This is a genomic window from Arthrobacter sp. Soil736, from assembly GCF_001428005.1.
Classification (GTDB): domain Bacteria; phylum Actinomycetota; class Actinomycetes; order Actinomycetales; family Micrococcaceae; genus Arthrobacter.
Genome location: NZ_LMSB01000021.1, coordinates 27417 through 45199 on the forward strand (window position 1 = coordinate 27417; position 17783 = coordinate 45199).

Annotated in this window: 18 protein-coding genes and 1 pseudogene; 9 read left to right on the top strand and 10 right to left on the bottom strand. The window is 63.2% G+C overall.

Annotated features, from left to right (window positions below; genetic code table 11):
- Positions 1–85: 85 nt before the first annotated feature.
- The 3 genes from ASG92_RS13025 to ASG92_RS13035 all read right to left on the bottom strand — a co-directional run bounded on the left by ASG92_RS13025 (position 86) and on the right by ASG92_RS13035 (position 3484).
- Complete coding sequence (locus tag ASG92_RS13025; RefSeq protein WP_056628963.1) at positions 86–766, bottom strand: class II aldolase/adducin family protein; 681 nt, start codon at positions 764–766, stop codon at positions 86–88.
- Complete coding sequence (otnK, locus tag ASG92_RS13030; RefSeq protein WP_056628964.1) at positions 763–2016, bottom strand: 3-oxo-tetronate kinase; 1254 nt, start codon at positions 2014–2016, stop codon at positions 763–765. Before otnK ends, ASG92_RS13025 begins: the two co-directional genes overlap by 4 nt.
- Positions 2017–2110: 94 nt before the next feature.
- Positions 2111–3484 (bottom strand): MFS transporter, encoded by a 1374-nt coding sequence (locus tag ASG92_RS13035; RefSeq protein WP_162256321.1) that lies wholly within the window; start codon positions 3482–3484, stop codon positions 2111–2113.
- Positions 3485–3696: 212 nt separating this feature from the next.
- On the opposite strand from ASG92_RS13035, the gene ASG92_RS13040 reads away from it, so the two are divergent.
- Together ASG92_RS13040 and ASG92_RS13045 are read left to right on the top strand one after the other, a co-directional pair.
- Complete coding sequence (locus ASG92_RS13040) at positions 3697–4464, top strand: NAD(P)-dependent oxidoreductase (RefSeq protein WP_277309129.1); 768 nt, start codon at positions 3697–3699, stop codon at positions 4462–4464.
- 178 nt (positions 4465–4642) lie between these two features.
- On the top strand, positions 4643–5425 hold the full coding sequence (locus ASG92_RS13045; RefSeq protein ID WP_056628967.1) for an MBL fold metallo-hydrolase: 783 nt from the start codon (positions 4643–4645) through the stop codon (positions 5423–5425).
- 66 nt (positions 5426–5491) lie between these two features.
- Here the strand turns inward: ASG92_RS13045 and ASG92_RS13050 are convergent, their stop codons facing one another.
- Both ASG92_RS13050 and ASG92_RS13055 read right to left on the bottom strand, forming a co-directional pair.
- The gene (locus ASG92_RS13050) at positions 5492–6208 is read right to left on the bottom strand and encodes a fumarylacetoacetate hydrolase family protein (protein WP_056628969.1); all 717 of its coding nucleotides are present in this window, start codon (positions 6206–6208) and stop codon (positions 5492–5494) included.
- Positions 6209–6304: 96 nt separating this feature from the next.
- Positions 6305–7024: a substrate-binding domain-containing protein gene (locus ASG92_RS13055; protein WP_056628974.1), complete on the bottom strand. Its 720-nt coding sequence runs from the start codon at positions 7022–7024 to the stop codon at positions 6305–6307.
- Between the two features lie 200 nt (positions 7025–7224).
- Between ASG92_RS13055 and lhgO the strand changes: the two genes are divergently transcribed.
- Positions 7225–8412 (top strand): L-2-hydroxyglutarate oxidase, encoded by a 1188-nt coding sequence (gene lhgO / locus ASG92_RS13060; RefSeq protein ID WP_056628977.1) that lies wholly within the window; start codon positions 7225–7227, stop codon positions 8410–8412.
- A complete protein-coding gene (locus ASG92_RS13065; RefSeq protein WP_056628979.1) occupies positions 8409–9503 on the top strand; it encodes an Ldh family oxidoreductase in 1095 nt (364 codons plus the stop codon). Before lhgO ends, ASG92_RS13065 begins: the two co-directional genes overlap by 4 nt.
- Before the next feature lie 41 nt (positions 9504–9544).
- Here the strand turns inward: ASG92_RS13065 and ASG92_RS13070 are convergent, their stop codons facing one another.
- Entirely contained in the window at positions 9545–10210 is a 666-nt protein-coding gene (locus ASG92_RS13070) for a GntR family transcriptional regulator (protein ID WP_056628980.1), read from the bottom strand.
- Positions 10211–10551: 341 nt separating this feature from the next.
- Between ASG92_RS13070 and ASG92_RS13075 the strand changes: the two genes are divergently transcribed.
- From ASG92_RS13075 to ASG92_RS13095, 5 genes are all read left to right on the top strand, one after another.
- Complete coding sequence (locus tag ASG92_RS13075; RefSeq protein WP_056628981.1) at positions 10552–11340, top strand: TIM barrel protein; 789 nt, start codon at positions 10552–10554, stop codon at positions 11338–11340.
- Positions 11337–12023 (top strand): aspartate/glutamate racemase family protein, encoded by a 687-nt coding sequence (locus ASG92_RS13080; protein WP_056628982.1) that lies wholly within the window; start codon positions 11337–11339, stop codon positions 12021–12023. Before ASG92_RS13075 ends, ASG92_RS13080 begins: the two co-directional genes overlap by 4 nt.
- A 168-nt stretch (positions 12024–12191) precedes the next feature.
- Entirely contained in the window at positions 12192–12746 is a 555-nt protein-coding gene (locus ASG92_RS13085; protein ID WP_056628983.1) for a LacI family DNA-binding transcriptional regulator, read from the top strand.
- A gap of 4 nt (positions 12747–12750) precedes the next feature.
- Entirely contained in the window at positions 12751–13797 is a 1047-nt protein-coding gene (mgrA, locus tag ASG92_RS13090; RefSeq protein WP_056628984.1) for an L-glyceraldehyde 3-phosphate reductase, read from the top strand.
- Between the two features lie 153 nt (positions 13798–13950).
- Complete coding sequence (locus ASG92_RS13095) at positions 13951–14796, top strand: aldo/keto reductase (protein ID WP_056629036.1); 846 nt, start codon at positions 13951–13953, stop codon at positions 14794–14796.
- Between the two features lie 513 nt (positions 14797–15309).
- Here ASG92_RS13095 and ASG92_RS13100 read toward each other — a convergent pair.
- The 4 genes and pseudogenes from ASG92_RS13100 to ASG92_RS29815 form a co-directional block, all read right to left on the bottom strand.
- Positions 15310–15603: a hypothetical protein gene (locus ASG92_RS13100; RefSeq protein WP_056628987.1), complete on the bottom strand. Its 294-nt coding sequence runs from the start codon at positions 15601–15603 to the stop codon at positions 15310–15312.
- Between the two features lie 118 nt (positions 15604–15721).
- Positions 15722–15898: a hypothetical protein gene (locus tag ASG92_RS28340; protein ID WP_157372215.1), complete on the bottom strand. Its 177-nt coding sequence runs from the start codon at positions 15896–15898 to the stop codon at positions 15722–15724.
- A gap of 472 nt (positions 15899–16370) precedes the next feature.
- A complete protein-coding gene (locus ASG92_RS13105) occupies positions 16371–17045 on the bottom strand; it encodes an endonuclease/exonuclease/phosphatase family protein (protein WP_200951964.1) in 675 nt (224 codons plus the stop codon).
- Positions 17046–17440: 395 nt separating this feature from the next.
- Positions 17441–17589 (bottom strand): annotated as a pseudogene (locus ASG92_RS29815) (transcriptional regulator); the annotation flags it as partial.
- Positions 17590–17783 lie beyond the last annotated feature (194 nt).

The following is a 17783-nucleotide window of genomic DNA, read 5'->3' on the forward strand; positions in this document are numbered from 1 at the left end:
GTGTGGCTGCCTACTACCTCGCCGGGTGGACTGTCCGGAACCGGGGTGGCAGGACTCCGAAGCCGGCTCGAACGGTTTGTCGGTTCTAGCCGTGTCGGTCTTCCCGTTGCGGAGCGGCCGCGTCGTCGTCGGCTGCCGTCCATGGGGATGAGTAAGCGGACGCGAGCGCCAGGGCTTCCCGAGGGGTCAAGAAGCGGGCAGGCTTCGTGCCCAGGAGGAGGAGGAGCTTGCACGCCTCTTCCAGTTCAATCGCGGCATCGACTGCGGCGACCATGGTCAAACCGGATGTGATCGAGCCGTGGTTTTGCAGGAGAACCGCGCCGAACGGGAAGCCCAGGTTCTCAATGACTTCCGCCTGCGAGGAATCACCTGGCGCCGCGTATGGAATGAGCGGAGTCTGTCCCACGCGCATGACAAAATATGGCGTGACAGGCGGGATTGCACTCATCGCGCTCCACGGCTCCAGACAAGATACCCCCACGGCATAAGTCGAGTGCAGGTGCACAATTGCTCTGGTCTCCACACTGCGTCGGTACATCGCGCGGTGGAAGGGGTACTCTTTCGACGCCTTCGGTCCACAGAGAAGGTTGCCCTCGAAGTCGAGCACCGACAGCTGCTGCGCGTGGAGGCTGGCGAGATCGCTGCCTGTTGGAGTCATCACGATGGTGTCGCCGACGCGAACACTGAGATTCCCGGATGAACCAGGGCTGAGTCCGAGCGCGGCGAGTTGGCGTCCCGCCGCGACGAGGTCATCGATAACGCTCATGCGAGCACCGCCCAGGCAGAGGTGAACATGTCTTCGCCTCCGAAGTTCCCCGACTTCAGGGCGACGTTCACGGGCGCTCCGTCGGCCGTGCGTCCGGCACCCCACGCCACGCCAGGCGCGATCGCGGCGCCGATCGCGATGCGGTCGATGCCAAGTTCGGAGACTACGCGTCCGGACGTCTCGCCGCCCGCCACGATGAGCCGCCGCGCGCCGAGCCGCACGAGTCCGGCCGCGATCGCTGCAAGTGCCTGCTCCACAAGCTCGCTCGTGCCAGCTGGAACGTTCTCAATATCGGAGAGGGAATCGACGGAGTAGAAAAGGGGCGTTGCATCCGCCCACTCTTCGTACACCCCGGCCGCCCAATCGAGCAGCGACGCGACCTCCGCATCGAAGCCACCCCGAAGGGCGTGTAAGTCGAGCTTGCGCCAGGGCACGTTCAGCCTCGCGTGGTTCACCTGCGCGCGTGTCGCCTGCGACGCGCTGCCGCACAGGGTCGCGCTGTATCCGTCAGCGACCGGGATGTCCCTGGCGTCTTCTGAACCTGCGTCGTGTGCGAATCCCCTCGCTAGTCCCGAGCCGCCCGTGACCACGCGAAGGCTGCTCGTCGCTTCGGCGATCGTGGTGAGGTCGAGCTCGGAAATGGCGTCGACGACGAGAAGCGTGCGCTCCCCGTCGGGTGCAACTCGATTGCGCAGGGCAACGCCCCCCGCCCGCACGACGTCGAGAGGAATCAACCCCACGTGGTTGACAGTCTGGAGCGAGAGCATCCGCGGCACACTCGAGTCGAGCATTGGAGTGAGCGGGTGGTTGCGCATTGAGCTCTCGCTGAGCGGGTCGCTCCCGACGAAAAGGTGTCCTTGGTAGACAGTGCGCGCAGCCTGCGGGAAGGAGGGGACAACCACGGTAGCGGCTTCATCCAGTTCGGCCAGCACAGCGTCTATTACGGGGCCGATGTTGCCGGCCGGTGTCGAGTCAAAGGTCGAGCAGTACTTCACGTAAATACGTTGTGCACCGATTGACTCGAGGTACCGGAGCGACCGCAGGCTCTCGCTGACAGCCTGCTCGACCGGGGCTGTGCGCGTCTTGAGGGCGACCACAACCACATCTGTCTCAGACTCGTCGTGCGTGTCCGGTCGCTCTGGGTCGGGGGGACCGAAGATGACGGTCGTGCGGAACCCTTGCGAGACGAAATTCGTAGCCAAGTCCGTTGCTCCGGTGAAATCATCGGCTATGCAACCCCATTGAGGCATTATTGGTCCTTCGATTGAATCTGTTCAAAATTCACCCGTACCCGCTGTCTCTGCTGGAGCACAGCGGGTACGGGCGTTCAACGCTGTGGAGGATCTACTCCGCGACCTGGACAAGTTTCGCGTTGAGGGGCAGTTCCGTTCCCTCGATCTTGGCGTCCTCGCCCCGAAGCGGTCGGTTGGCCGTCTCGGGCGAGAGCAGCACGCTGATGACGCAGATCACCGCGACGACGATGATGTACACGGAGACCATCCAGGCGGACCCGCCGGCTGCAGCGACGAGACCGCCGGCGATGAGGGACGCGGGGCCGCTGGAGATCACGGAGCCAATGTTCGTCGAAACCGCGAGCGCGGTATACCGCGTGCGAGACGGGAACAGCTCGGCGAAGTACGACGTGTGTACCGAGTACATCGCCGAGTAGCCCACGCAGAACCCGATGATCAGAGCCAACGAGATGAGGACGGGGTTGGCGGTCTCGATGAGCCAGAAGAACGGGAATGCGAACGCGACGAGGAAGAGGGCGCCGAAAAGCAAGACGGGGCGACGGCCGACGCGGTCCGAGAGCGTTCCCCAGAAGTACTGCGCCGGGACACTGAGGATCGCGGCGACCGTTGAGCCGATGAGAACGGATGTGCGATCCACATGCAACTGACCGGTCGCGAATGCAACGACGAATGTGAAGCAGATAATTGCGAACACACCCTCGATGAGCTTCATGCCTACCACGCGAAGAACAGATGGGAAGTCGTGACGGAACAGGCTTGCGAGGGGGTTCTTCACGATCTCGTTGTTCTCCTGCATCTTGGTGAAGCTCGGCGTCTCGCCGATCTGCTTCCGGATGATGAGCCCGATGACGATCAGAAAGACGCTGACGAAGAACGGCAGGCGCCAGCCCCATGAGAGGAACTGATCTTCCGGCAGGGTGGACACGAGCGCGAAGGCCGCCGTCGAGAGCGCGATGCCCGTTCCGTTGCCCAGCTGCGGGAACGTGCCGAACTTGCCGCGCTTGTCGTCGGGAGAGAATTCGATCGCAACCAGTGTGGCTCCGCCCCATTCCCCGCCGGTGGCGAACCCCTGCAGCAGTCGACAGATGACGAGGAGGACGGGTGCGAGAACGCCGATCTGCTCCGCCGTTGGCAGGCAGCCCACGAGGAAGGTGCCCGACCCCATCATCAGGAGGGTCGCGATCAGCGTCTTCTTGCGTCCGATACGGTCGCCGAGGTATCCGAAGAAGATCGCGCCAAAGGGTCTTGCGACAAATCCCGTTCCGAAGACCGCGAACGCGGAGAGGACTCCCACGAGCGGGTCGCCTCCAGGGAAGAAGAGTGGGCCGAAGACCAGTGCCGATGCCGCGCTGAATACGAAGAAGTCGTACCACTCGATCGCCGTTCCAACGAAGCTCCCCCAGCCGACTCGTCGCAGCTCGGCCCTCGAGACTGTTGTTGTTTTGGATTCTACTGATTCGTGCATCATTGCGCCTTTCAGATCGCCTTTGATTGCCCGTGGGGCTTTCGTTCATCACCGGCTAAACCGGGGTCCCCGTTGAGCCGGGGGTCTGTCAACGAGCATAATATAGTTTTCGATGACTGTATATAGTATGCTGGTGAATACTGAAGCGGCTTGCCGGCGGAGAAGGTCGCCCGAGTCGCACCTACGAGACAAGGGAGTGCGGGATGGCAATCATGTATACGGGCGGCGCAGGAAGGATGGGCACGGTCATCCGTGCCGGCCTCGAAGGCAACTACTCTGACGTCCGCCTGTTGGTCAAGAGCCCAGGAACCGGATTGTTGGAAGGTGAGACCGAGTTCGTCGGTGACCTCGCCGACCTCGACCTTCTCACCAAGGTGTGCAGCGACGTCGACACTGTCGTGCATCTGGGCGGGATCGCCGACGAACGGTCGTTCCCGGAGATCCTCGAAAACAACATCGTCGGAACGTACAACCTGTTCGAGGCCGCGCGACGCGCCAAAGTGCGCCGCGTCATCTTCGCGAGCTCGAATCACGCGATGGGCTTCTATCCGTCGGACACGAAGATCGACAATGAGGTTCTCCCCCGGCCGGACTCGTATTACGGTGTTTCGAAGGTCTTTGGCGAGACGCTCGGTCGCCTATATCACGACAAGTGGGGCCTCGAAGTGGTTTCGTTGCGCATCGGAAGCTTCCGCGAAGCACCCGGAGAGGCGCGACAGTTGAGCACCTGGCTCAGCCACCGCGATGCGATTTCGCTGGTGCAGCGGGCAATCGATGCGCCCGACCTTGGGTACCAGATCGTTTACGGTGTGTCCGCCAACACACGCGGATTTTGGGAGAATGAGGACGGGATGAAGGCACTGGATTGGCGGCCACTTGACAACGCGGAATCGTGGGCCGATCAGTTCGCAGGACAGACCCCGCCGGCTTATCAGGGCGGAGGCTACGTCGATCCCGACTACACCGGAGGCCTTTGGTGAGAATATGCCAGCAAGACAAATTCACCGCCTCTCGAGATGGCGCCACGGAGCGACTGCGCAAGTAAACCTTCGCAGTATTCGTGCGTGACTGACGTTCCGTCACCCACTTGTACAAAAGCCGCTGGCCCGTCGCGGCGGCCCCCTTGACGCAGCAATCTAGAACCTGAGGAGTATCTCCATGTACGACGCCCATCCCCTCGCCCACGGATTCCCGATCAAGAGCGCCTTCCATGGTGGTTTCGGCTGGAGCAGTGTGAACCTGTTTCGCAAGGAAGACCGTGTCGTAATAGTCGATACCGGCTCGCCGTCCCACGGAGGGATGGTGCGGGCCAACCTCGCGGAGCTCGGGCTCACAACGGCCGACGTGACGGATGTTCTCCTGACCCACCTCCACTGGGACCACGTCGGAAACATCGCAATGTTCCCCGAGGCCACGGTTACGGTACACCAGGTGGAGTACGACTGGGCGATAAACCACCCCGAGCCGGACGCAGTCTTCCTATCAAAGCCGTACCTCGACTACTTGGTCGCGTCGGACCAGCCCAAGAACTTCCTCACTGGCATGGACGAAGGCGGAGAGCTCCTTCCAGGTATCGCATGGTTCCCGACGCCGGGGCATACGCCCGGTCACATGGCGTTCCGCATCGCGACGACTGAGGGTGGCGTGCTCCTCTCCGGAGACTCCGTGAAGAACCGCGTCGAGTTGTTCACCGGTGTTCCTGACCTATCGATGGATCTCGCCGCGAGCCAGCGCAGCATCGACAAGGTCCGCGCCATCCTGATGGCCGACAGTTCGATCAGCCTACTGCCCGGACACGACAATCGGCTCCGGATGGTCGGCGGTGAGGTCCTGGACGAAGGCCCGACGCTGCGTGAGATCTTCACCGTGAACTTCGACGGCAAGGCAGGTCCTGTCCAGATAGAGCTGAACGCGACGGGCGGACTCACCCCCATCGCCTAGCGAGACGACGAAGCGTCCGTGCCTGGGACTGCTGCCCAGGCACGGACGCTTCTTGGAGTCGGGACGTCAGGCGACAATGACAGAGGCGGTGATGACTCCGTCGATCCCTGCCGTCACGACATCTCCGTGCGCGAGAGCAGCGATGCCCGCAGGCGTGCCGGTGAAGATGAGGTCGCCGGCTTTCAGAGTGATGGTCCGTGAGAGAGCGGCGATGATTTCGGGGACGCTCCAGATCTGGTCGGCGAGATCTCCTTGCTGACGCAGCTCGCCGTTGACCTCGAGGTAGATCCGTCCGGTGACCGGATGGCCGATCTGCGATGCGGGCACGATCGCGGAGCTTGGGCCCGAGGCGTCGAAGCCCTTCGCCATGTCCCAAGGCCGGCGCATCCGCTTCGCCACACTCTGGGCATCACGTCGGGTCAGATCGAACCCGAGCCCGTAGCCCCAGACGTGTTCGAGGGCGGTGTCCGGGGAGATGTCCTTCCCGCCGACACCGATAGCCACGATGAGCTCGACCTCGTGGTGCAGCTCAGAGGTCAGGGGTGGATACGGAACGTGCCCGGGCGCGACGCCGTCGAGGGGCAGCCCCTCGTCGAGGGCGTACACGGCGTCGGTCGGCTTCGAGAAGAAAAATGGCGGCTCACGGTCAGGGTTTGCGCCCATCTCGCGGGCGTGATCGCCGTAGTTTCGGCCGACGCAGTAGGCGCGCCGTATGGGAAAGCGTTCGTCTGACCCGGTGATCGGGAGTCCAGGATGCGCAGGTACAACGGGAATGACTGTCATGGGTTCTCTTTCGAACGTTGGTGGTCCCCCGCCCTGTATAGAAATGCTGCTGCGGCGAGGAGCAACGGCACGGAAGCAACGGTGGCCTCGAGGGCTTTATGCCTGCGAGGCGGCGGGCAGCTGCAGGCCTTCCGCGACGTAGGCGTCTCTCGCCAGCTGTCCGATGAGAAACGCGTGCAGGGCGTGAGCCCCGACCGAAGCAGCCTCGCTGGACGTGACGGCGACAGAGAAATCGGTGTACGCCTGCACAGGTTCCGGCAGCGGCCCGACGACGGCGATGCCTGGAACGAAACGGAGCTCGCTGATCTGCTGGATGGCAAGATCGGCGCGGCCGTCGATGACCGCCTCCCCCGTAAAGCCCTTCTCCAGGATGGTCGCCTTCGCGTTGACCTCATCGGCGATGCCGAGTTTCTCGATCAAGGAAGCAAAGTGGATCCCGCTCTGTCCAGCGCGCGAGTACGCGACTGAGCGGGCCCCGAGAAGCGCCGACGTGAGATCAACAACCGTCTCGATCTGATAGGCCGCGGCCCCTTCAGCCACGCCAATGCCGATGCCCGTTCGGACGAGTGGAGCAATCGATTCCTCGACGAGGGTTCCGGAGGGCAGGCCCTTGAGGGAATCAGTGGTGGAGATGATGATCTCCGGCAACTCGCCGGCAACAATGCGCTGCATGAGCACAGTCGTCGGGTCGAATACAGCGTTCACGCTTCCCTTTCCCTCGGCAGCGAATGCAGGGATCACCGTGGCGTCAAGCGCGCCGCGAACGACAAGAGCACTCCAGAGGGAGACGACGGTGGAGTCGGATGAATTGGCCATGATTTGTCCTAACAATCTGGACGGCTGCGCCGTCTACTCGGACCGCGCAGGCCGCTCTCCTTGAGTGCGATGTTTCTGACGAGACGGCCGGGTAGGGACTGACTCGAATTACTATAGTATCTTTAACACTACTAGACTATAGTCTAAGTGTTGCTCCCTCGGCACAGCGTTGTCGACAGCCCCGAACAAGGAAGTCACCCATGAAGAGCCACGTCATTGTGGCCGGCGCAGGAATTGTCGGCCTCTCCACCGCATATGAGCTCGGGCTCCGCGGCCACCGCGTAACCGTCCTCGAGAAGGAGAATGCGGTCGCCGAGCATCAAACCGGGAACAACTCCGGCGTGATCCACTCCGGCCTTTATTACAAACCGGGCAGCCTAAAGGCGACGATGGGCCGGGCCGGATCACTCTCGATGAAGGAGTTCGCCGAGGAACACGGCATCACTGTGGACATCTGCGGCAAGCTCGTCGTCGCGACGTCAACCGCGCAGATCCCCGCTCTCCAGGAGCTGTACCGTCGCGGTCAGGCCAACGGCGTGCCGTGCCGCAACATCACCCGCGAGGAAGCCCGCGAATACGAGCCCCACGTTCATACCGTCTCGGCGCTCCGGGTGGAGTCGACCGGCATCGTCGACTATCGCGGCGTCTGCAATACGCTGCGCCGCTTGATCGAGGAGAACGGCGGTCAGGTGCTCTTCGGCCAGAAGATCGTCGGAGTCGCCTCGAAGAACGACGGAATCACCGTCACGACCCAGATCGGCGAGCACCGCGGCGACGAGTTCGTCAACTGCGCCGGCCTGCATAGTGACCGCGTCGCGCGGCTCGCCGGCCTCACACCGAACGTGCGGATCATCCCCTTCCGTGGCGAGTACTTCGAACTGACGCCCCAGGAGTCGTACAAGGTCAAGGGTCTCATCTACCCGGTCCCGGATCCTGAGTTCCCCTTCCTCGGTGTCCACTTCACCCGTATGTTCAACGGCTCCGTCCATGCCGGCCCCAACGCCGTCCTCGCTCTGGCCCGCGAGGGCTACAGCTGGCTGCAGATCAACCCGCGGGACATGATCGAGAGCGCGGTGTGGCCGGGCCTGTGGATTCTCGGTAGGAAGTTTTGGCGCATCGGCATCGAGGAGACCCGCCGCTCCCTCTCGCAGAAGAGGTTCCTGGGCAGCCTCCGCGAGCTCATTCCGGACCTCTCGGACGACAGCCTCGTTCCCACCCATGCCGGTGTTCGCGCTCAGGCGATGAAGCGCGACGGCAGCCTCGTCGACGACTTCTACTTCGAGCGCGCGCCTCGGCAGATCCACGTCCTCAATGCCCCGTCACCGGCCGCGACCGCGGCCCTGGAGATCGGCAAGCGCATCGCCGATGAAGTAGGAGTATCCGTATGACCACCGAGACCCAGTTGCGGCGCTTCACTCCGGAGTCCCTGCGGGCGCAAATCCTCGCAATCCTCGACGCATGGGGCATGCGGAGCGATTCCGCGGCGATCACCGCGGAAGTCATGGTCGACACCGACCTCTCTGCGATCGACTCCCACGGTGTCTCGATGCTGCAGATGTACGAAAGGTTCCTGGTTGAGGGCCGCCTCGACCTGACCGCGGAGCCCGAGGTCGTCGTCGACGGCCCCGCGTTCGCCGTCCTGGACGGACATCATGGACTCGGACATCCGACCGCTGTCCGATCGATGGAACTCGCAATTGAGAAGGCTCGGGAGAGCGGAATCGGCATTGTGGTGGTCCGTAATTCGCTCCACTTCGGCGCGCTCGGCTTCTACGCCCGCATGGCCTCCGAGCATGGCCTCTTCTCGCTGGTCACCACGACGACACGCACGCCTGTGACCTCGGCCACCGGCGGGACCACTCCGATCCTCGGCACCAATCCGATCGCATTCTCCGCGCCGCGAATGAGCGGTGAGCCGTTGCTTGTCGACATGTCCACCAGCGTCGTCGCCCTCAATAAGGTAAAGGCCTACGCGAACAAGGGCAAGACTCTGCCCGAGGGCTGGGTCTTTGACCGGACCGGGGAAGCCGTCACAGACGCCGCGCTTGCCTACTCGCTACTGACGAAGCTCGGCGCCACGATCAGCCCGCTCGGCGGACCGACCCCCGAGACAGGCGGCCACAAGGGCTTCGGACTCAGCCTGATGTCGCAGGTTCTGAGTGCCGCCCTGTCGAATGCCGCGGGCCCGCTGCACTCGGGCGACCGCGACAACATCGGCCACTTCTTCCTGGTCATCGACCCGGAAGCACTGAACCCGGGCGGTCAGACAGCACAGAACGTCGAACAGCTCGTCAACGCCATGCAACAGGGCGAGAACAGGGTCAGGATCCCAGGTGACCCCGAACGCGAAGCGCGGCGCGAACGGGGCCAGAATGGCATCCCGATGCCCGAGGCGCTGCTCACACAGATCACTGACATCGCCGGGCGCGCCTCGGCGCCGACACTCCTCACCGAGGTGGGCGTCGTCGAACTCGTCTGACATCGGCTAGGTCAAGCTGGCCGAAAGTCGATCAGCTTGACCTAGCCGATCGACTTTCGGTCAGCGAGGGCACGGGCGGCGGCTCCCTCGATGTGCTGGCGCATCGCTTCGGCCGCCTTCTCCGCGTCCCTCGCCTCGAGCGCTTCGATAATGTGCCCGTGCTCGATCACGGCGATCGCCGCAGTCCTTGAACTCGCTTTGGCAAGCAGACGGAATCTGCGCACGTGGCCGCCGATCGCCAGATAGGCGGAGTCGAGGAACGGATTGCCCGACTGCTTGGAGATCAGCCCATGGAAGGCATCGTCCGTACGCCAGTGCTCACTGAATGATTCGGATTCGGCTGCCGCTGCCAACTCATCGACTGTCACTTGAAGTTCTGCAAGGAACTCCGGCGTCACTCGACGCGCCGCCTCCAGCGTTACTGCCGGTTCGATCACCAAGCGCGCTTCCATGAGCTTGACCAACTCGTGCTCACTGAACATGGGCGCAACCCGGTACCCCTTCAAGGGCTCGCGGGTCACCAGGCCAGTGTGCTCCAGGCGCGCGAGCGCTTCACGTACCGGCGTCTGGCTGACATCGAACTCGCGGGCGATGGACGGTATGTTCAGAGACTGGCCCGCCTCCCGCTCGCCCGCCATGAATTGCTTCAGGAGCAGGTTGTAGACGGTGTCGGCGTACGTTGTTCCGGGTTCTCGGCGGTTCGCCATGGAATCTCCCTCTCGACTATATTATTCAGTTTATCGTACGGAATCCGCCGACCATCGCGTCAACACGGCAAAGCCTCCGGGTTCCATCCACCACACATCTGGTGAGCGACGCGCCTCCCATGGATAGGGAGACCTTCTTGTCCCGCAACGGGACTGGACCCAGGACACTTAGGGTTGGCTATAGAATAGAATTAGCTGTTAGACTATACTATTGTGAGAAAACAATAACGTCAGCGAGTTCGGCCTTGGCCGGGTCGCAGGAGATCGTGATCCAGGAATCGAATGACATCGCCGTCTGGGCGGATATCGGCTCGAGAACGGGTCACAGAAGGAGGAAGACAATGGCGGAGTTGAAGTTTGACGCCAACCTCAAGTGGCTGTTCACCGAGGTGGACTTCCTTCAGCGCTTTGACGCCGCGGCCAAGGCAGGGTTCACCGGCGTCGAGTACGCAGCGCCGTACATCTACAAGGCAACCGAGCTGAAAAGGCGCCTGACAGATGCGGGCCTGAAGCAGGTCCTCATTAACTCGCCCACTGGGAAGCCCGGCACCCCCGAGCGTCAGGGCATCGCCTGCATGCCCGACAAGGTCACGCAGTTCCACGCCGACTTCGAGCTCGCCCTCGAGTACGCCGTCGAGCTGGAGAGCGGTTTCATCCACGTGATGGCCGGCATCCGCCAGGAGGGCGTCAGCCGCGATCGGGCGTTCGCACGCTTTGTGAGCAACATCATCTGGGCATCCGAGAAGGCCAAGGACACGAACGTCCGGATCCTGCTCGAGGCACAGAACAAGCGCGACGCACCGGGCTTCCTACTCGAAAGCCAGGCGCACGCGGCCGCCGTCGCCGAGGCGGTGGATGCCGACAACGTTGGCATCATGTTCGACGTCTACCACGCTCAGATCGACGAGGGCGACCTCGTGCCGAAACTGCAGGCGATGCTTCCGCAGATCTTTCATGTGCAGGTCGCTGATCCGCCCAGGCGACACGAACCTGGTACCGGCGAAACCAACTTCCGCACGATCTTCGACACCATCCGCGCCTCCGACTACATCGGCTGGATAGGCTGCGAATACTCACCCATCGGCGGCACCGTCGAGGGACTCACTTGGATTAAGGAGTTGGCGCAATGACGCTCACAACAGACACAACATCGACCCAGCGCATTGCGCTCATCCATGCCACGACGGCGGCGATCGCTCCGGCCGTTGCCGGCTTGAACACAGTGTTCCCGGGAGCCGAGGTGTGGAACATCCTCGACGACAGGCTACTCCCCGATGCGGACGCGCACGGCGGCCTCGCGCCACAGCTCGTCGAGCGAATGAGCCGCCTGATCGATCTCGCTCTCGCCAACGGCGCGGCCGGTGTTCTGCTCACCTGTTCGATATACGGTTCGGTTGCCCATGCGACAACGGCAGACGTTCCTGTCTTGTCCCCGGACGAGGCCGCCTTCGAACAGGTCCTCGCCGGCAACTATGGCAAGGTTCTCATGGTCGCATCCTTCGAGTCGGCACTCAACGACTCCGTGGCGCGCTTCGCCGAGTTCCTGCGGGCGAATGGCTCGGCAACGAAGGTCGTCGGAGAAACAGTTCCCGCAGCGTTCATCGCAACGAAAGCCGGCGACATCAGCGCACTGACTGCAGCGCTGGTCGAAGCGGCGAAGCCCTACGTAGGTTCGGTCGACGCGGTGCTGCTCGGTCAGTATTCTCTGGCCCCTGCAGCTGTCGCTCTCGAGGAGGCGCTCGGCCTTCCGGTGATCTCGGGCCCGCAGTCCGCGGCGCTCAAGCTAAAGTCAGCGGTATCCGCCCAACCGTGATAGAGGCGCGAACCCCTGCTCGGTCAAGACGTTCACGCAGGGAAGGCCATGGCGAACGTTAGCGTGTGGCGTGAGCCCTGAGCCCCGATCTCTTGACATGCAAGCTGATTTACTTGCCTTGAAAGTCCCCCATTTCGCCCAGCGCGTTGCCAGATCAAGGAACTTAGGATGATTACGTCTTGCCGGATGAGCGACGTCGCTGCCGAAGCGGGTGTCTCTGTCGCTACGGTGTCGAATGTCCTGAACCGCCCGCAGAAGGTCAAAACCGAGACCCGGGCCAGGATTCGGGCGGCCATTGACCGGCTTGGTTATGTGCGGAACGAGCAGGCTTATGAGCTCCGCCTACGAGCGCGGACCAGAACCAACAAACGCCGCGCGAGCGGGGAGCCCTGGACTACCGAAGATGGCGTTCGGGACGAATCCCTTGGCCCGATACCCCAAAGGATCCAGATCCCGGGCACCTCGGGGCCGTTGCAGCTTTTGGAGGGAAGCCACGTCGGGCTTATCAGCCGGGACCGGGTGATTGCCAAGGGCTGGATGGAGACGGTGACAGCAGATGAATCTACCGCCTGGATCTGGCTCGACGCGGGCGGCGGACGCCGGATGATCCACGCCGGGGACGGGATTGATCTCCTGATCCTGGAAGAAGTCCCCGACGCCGCCCACACCACCGAAGCGAAAAACACGAAGCCCAAACGCGGCGTTACAACCGAAGGAAACTGAACGCATGACCTACATTCCAGCGCAGGACCGCTACGATTCCATGCCGTACCGCAGGGTCGGGCGCAGCGGGCTGAAACTTCCGGCCATATCCCTCGGCCTCTGGCACAACTTCGGCGACGACAAGCCCTTCGAGACGCAACGGGCCATCCTCCGCCGCGCCTTCGACCTCGGCATCACGCACTTCGATCTCGCCAACAACTACGGCCCGCCCAGCGGCGGCGCGGAAACAAACTTCGGCCGGCACCTGCAGGACGACTTCAAACCGTACCGCGACGAACTCGTCATCTCCACCAAAGCCGGATACCGCATGTGGCCCGGGCCGTACGGGGAATGGGGATCCAGGAAATACCTGCTGGCCAGCCTGGACCAGTCGCTGGAACGCATGGGCCTGGACTACGTCGATATCTTCTACAGCCACCGCCCCGACCCGGACACCCCTCTCGAGGAGACCATGGGGGCACTCGACACAGCGGTCCGCTCCGGCAGGGCGCTGTACGCCGGTATCTCCTCCTACTCCCCCGAAAGGACCATCGAGGCCGCCGCCATCCTCGCCGATCTCGGCACGCCGTTGCTGATTCACCAGCCCTCCTACTCGATGCTCAACCGGTGGACCGAACACGGTGATCCCAACCTGTTCCAGGCACTCGAACAGGTCGGCGCAGGGGCGATTGCCTTCTCGCCCCTCGCCCAAGGACTGCTCACCACCCGCTACCTGGACGGCGTCCCCGACGACTCCCGCGCGGCGTCGGGCAAGTCCCTGGCGGACACCCACCTCTCCCCCGAGAACCTGACCCGAATCCGAGGCCTCAACAACATCGCTGCCCAGCGCGGACAGACCCTCGCCCAAATGGCCATCGCCTGGGTGCTGCGCCCCCAGAAGAAGGGGATACCGGTTACGTCAGCATTGATCGGCGCCAGCAGCGTCCGACAACTCGAATACAACCTCGCGGCAGTCTCGGGGCCGGAATTCACCAGCGACGACCTTCAGAAAATCGACGAATTCGCGATCGAATCCGACATCAACCTCTGGGCTGGAGCGCTCCAGGCCTAGACCCACGCATTCTTCCAGAGCACCGGCCCGCCAACAGCGGCGCGCAACTACCCAGTCACATCAAGAATGGGCTCTGCCGCACCCGTCCCGGTTACCCGGGCACCCGCGGCGCCCGGGTAACCGATGCCGCCCCCACCGACGAAAGAACTGATGATGTCCCAGACACAAGAAACAACCATCCCCACGGTCACTCTGAACAACGGCGTCAAGATCCCGCAACTCGGCTTCGGCGTGTTCCAGGTCCCCGAAGAGGACACCCAGCGCATTGTCGAGAACGCCCTGGAAGCCGGCTACCGCCACATCGACACCGCGGCTGCTTACCGGAACGAAATCGGCGTGGGCGCCGCGATCGCCGCATCGGGGATTCCTCGAGAGGAAATCTTCGTCACGACCAAACTCCGTAACGGCGAGCAGGGGCTGGTCTACGAGGCCTTCCAGGACAGCCGAAAAGCATTGGACCTGGATTACGTGGATCTGTATCTGATCCACTGGCCGGTCCCGTCCCAGGGGCTCTTCACCGGAGCCTGGAAGGCCATGGAAAAACTGTACGGCGACGGCCTGACACGTGCTATCGGGGTGTCCAACTTCCTGAAACCACACCTGGACACCCTCCGCGCGTCGTCAGACATCATCCCGGCCGTCAACCAGATCGAAATCCACCCCACCTTCCAGCAGCGCGACCTCGTCGCCACGAGCCGGTCCCGGGGCATCGCCGTCGAGGCATACAGTCCACTGGGCCAGGGCGCGGATCTGGACTCCGGCACCGTGAGGTACCTTGCCGCCAAGTACACCGTCACGCCCGCCCAGATCGTGCTCGCGTGGCACCTTAGCACCGGAAACATCGCCATCCCGAAAACCTCCTCGGCTGACCGCATGCGGCAAAACTTCGAGGCCGCTGCGATTATTTTGACCGCCTCGGAACTGACAGCCGTCAACGCACTGGAAGAGGGGGCACGGATCGGGGCGGACCCCGCCACAGCGGCCTTTACGCAGTTCTAAGAGTCTGCGGCGGTGCCAGGGAATGAGTACCCGCGAAGCGACTTGCTGCAGTATCGCGGGTCCTCGCGCCTAACCGGTTCGTGGGGAGATCACCGTTCGGCTTGTCGTGATACCGGCTAACGGCTTGGTCCCTTGGGGCCTTTCGAGAATGGCCAATGAATACTGTGCGCTTACGAACACGCAAGCGCCCGGACCCGGAGGGGAAGCCGTATCAGCGAGAACTATTCTGCAATCGGATCACTTCTACTGGCACAAGATCCGTTATCGGCGTTGCAACATCAGCCTTAAGTGGTTGATTTCATCTGTTCACAGGCCGCCAGGCTTTAGTACTGGTGACTCAAGCGGCGTCCTGAACTGCAGGCGGCACCACGACTCCTGGGGAAAGGCCTCGTGGCCGCTGAGCGCTCGCCAGATGACTCCGGGTTCATAGGTGCCGGCACTCCACTCGCGGATTCCGAACCCGGCAATACCTATTCGTATCGGCATCGGCCGATTCGTCTCGGTGGAACGGACTCAGTGCCGGAACGGGGCCCCGAGCAAGGACTTCTCGTATCCCTCATCGACTGTGGACACGTCAGCGAGAGCGACTGCCAGCGGATCCTGGTCCCGCGCAGAGAAACCAAGATGCGAATGGCGGCGCCATCCCTCAGCCACTTCGTATCGCCCGGACATGTCGCCAATGGTCCGGCTCATCTCGTCCATCTCTCCCACGAAGGATCCGAAACCTTGCGTCTCGTCCAGCCACGCCTGCTGACTCACATGAGCCCGGGGCTCGAGTGTGTCATAAACGGCTGGTGAAGCGTCCATACTGCGGTCTCGTCGAATGTGGCGACACCCATGTTCCAGATACCGCTGAGGGATCCGGGACGTGAATCCGGGTAGCGGACGTAGACCAGAATCCCGCCCTGCGCGTCGAGCCTGGTCGCTATCTTGCATCGAAGTACCAGGAACCTGCCATGAAGACAGCCCACAGCGCGGCGTTGAAGATCGCCTGGTCCAGCGGGCGCCCCCAGCTGACGAAGAGCGCTATCCCCGCGCCCCACACAGCGCCGAGGACCACCAGTGAAACCGTCTTGCGGTGAGCGGCTATCCACTTCCTCACCAGGCCATCCTAGACGGGTCACTCAGTCACACCACCCCGAGGGCTTCTCGTCACGACGCTTGCGGGTGCCCCTCGGCCAGGTGGTGGTTGCGGGTCTCGATCAGCTTCATGGCGCCGGAATGGGACATCATCGAACACCAGGTGTGCGCCGAACAGCTCCGTCCCATCCGGTGCGGCAACAGACTGCCCCGGTTCCGGCCCCGGATAGACAGGCCAGGGCGTCCCCGCTGAGGTCCTCCTAGCCGATATGACGGTGATCGGTGCGTGGTCCGGGACGGTGGCGTCCCGGCGACTGGACGGTGTGTTCCCGATCGTGGTGACGTCCTGGATGTAGGCATCCGCGCCGACCAGGTTTTGGACCAGGCTGTGGCTGAGCAGGATGTGGTCGATGAGCTCCCGGTCGCCTCCATGAAGGCGCGAGAACCGGTGCCCGTCAGGTATCCGCGGGGCAATGTTCCAGAGCCGGGACGCGTCACCGGCGTCGGGCCGGTCGAAGCCGGGGGCCCAGCTGGGATCCGTCCGGGCCATAGAGAATCTGTGTGGCGGCCGCCAGCTGGGTGTCGTTCATGTCGCCCAGGACGACCAGGTTTTGCACGCCGCCCTCCAGGATCCCATTGGCGTAAATCCGCAGCGTCGCGGCTTCCATGGTCCTCCGGTACAGGGCATAGGCGCCGTACCGCGCCCGCTCGTCCTCGTTCAGTGATCTGAACCGGCAGCCAGGGTAGGTGAGCAGCTTCGATTTCAGGTGCGCGGTGACCAGGTCCGACTCGAGGCCGCCGATCGTAGTCCTGACGTGAAGGGCGCCACGGCCCATCGACCCGTCCATGTCCGTGGGAGCATCCCCGACCTGCACCGGCAGCAAGGGGCAGGCAGTGTCACCTCCCCCATTCCGGCGACCGGAGTTCGGCTCAGGAACCCGACCCGGATACCGCGCCGGTCCGGCTTGTGACAGAGCGGTGTGCCAGGTTCCCGGCAGCCGGCCCGCCAGATCCGTCAGAGCGCTCGGATCTCCGACTTCTTGGACCGCCACCACGTCCGGGGCCAGGGCGTCGATCCGGTCAGCCATATATGTGAGCTTCTTCTCGTAGACGTCCTGGGCGCGGGGACCGTACTCCCCTCCGGGCCGGAAGAAGTTTCCAAGTTCCACGTCGTGATTACCGGCATCTCAGGGCTCCTTCAGCGGGACGTCGCGGACAGGCACACGCTACAGCCACCCGGTGAATGGAGGATGTCTCAGCGACGTCTAAAGGTGGGTCACAAACCACCTAATCGGACGGGACCTCGTCAACAGCACGTCTGGCGACCCGCCAACACCGGCTGATTACAGCCAGCCTTAGGCGGCTTCGGCGCCAATCTCCTGAAGAGACAAGCCACTGGACATCCTGCCAGGTCCGAGCAAGCAGGTAACTGGGCGCGGCCCGTTCTTGTCACAGCTCCCCCTCGCCAGCTCCTGCCCGGCAGCCACCCGCATCAGTTTGAAATGGCGTCTCGCCTTAGGTGCGCGCCCGGGACCGGGTGCGTCGGCGGCGTCTTCGTGCTCATCGTGCTGACATCGGCCAGCCGCGCGATCTCTTCGCGCCGCAGCCCGGAGACCCCCGGGCGCCGGAGGGTGTGCCGATCCCGGCCTGCTCCAGGGTCAGGCGTGACCGCATTGCCTTCAGGAATTTTCCAAACTCCGCACTCTGGCCCATGTCTTCCTCGTGCATCCCCGCGTCCGCGCTTGCTACGGCGAAGGTAGGACTGCCAGTCCTAGGAAAAGCAGGGAGCGGCAAACCTGCTGACATAGCCTCCCAACATCCGTAACGTCACTTGCAGACCCCGCAAGGCAGCAGTCTCCTGCCGGACTTCCCGTGCCGGCTGACGCCAGCAGAGCGACCCCAGCGAA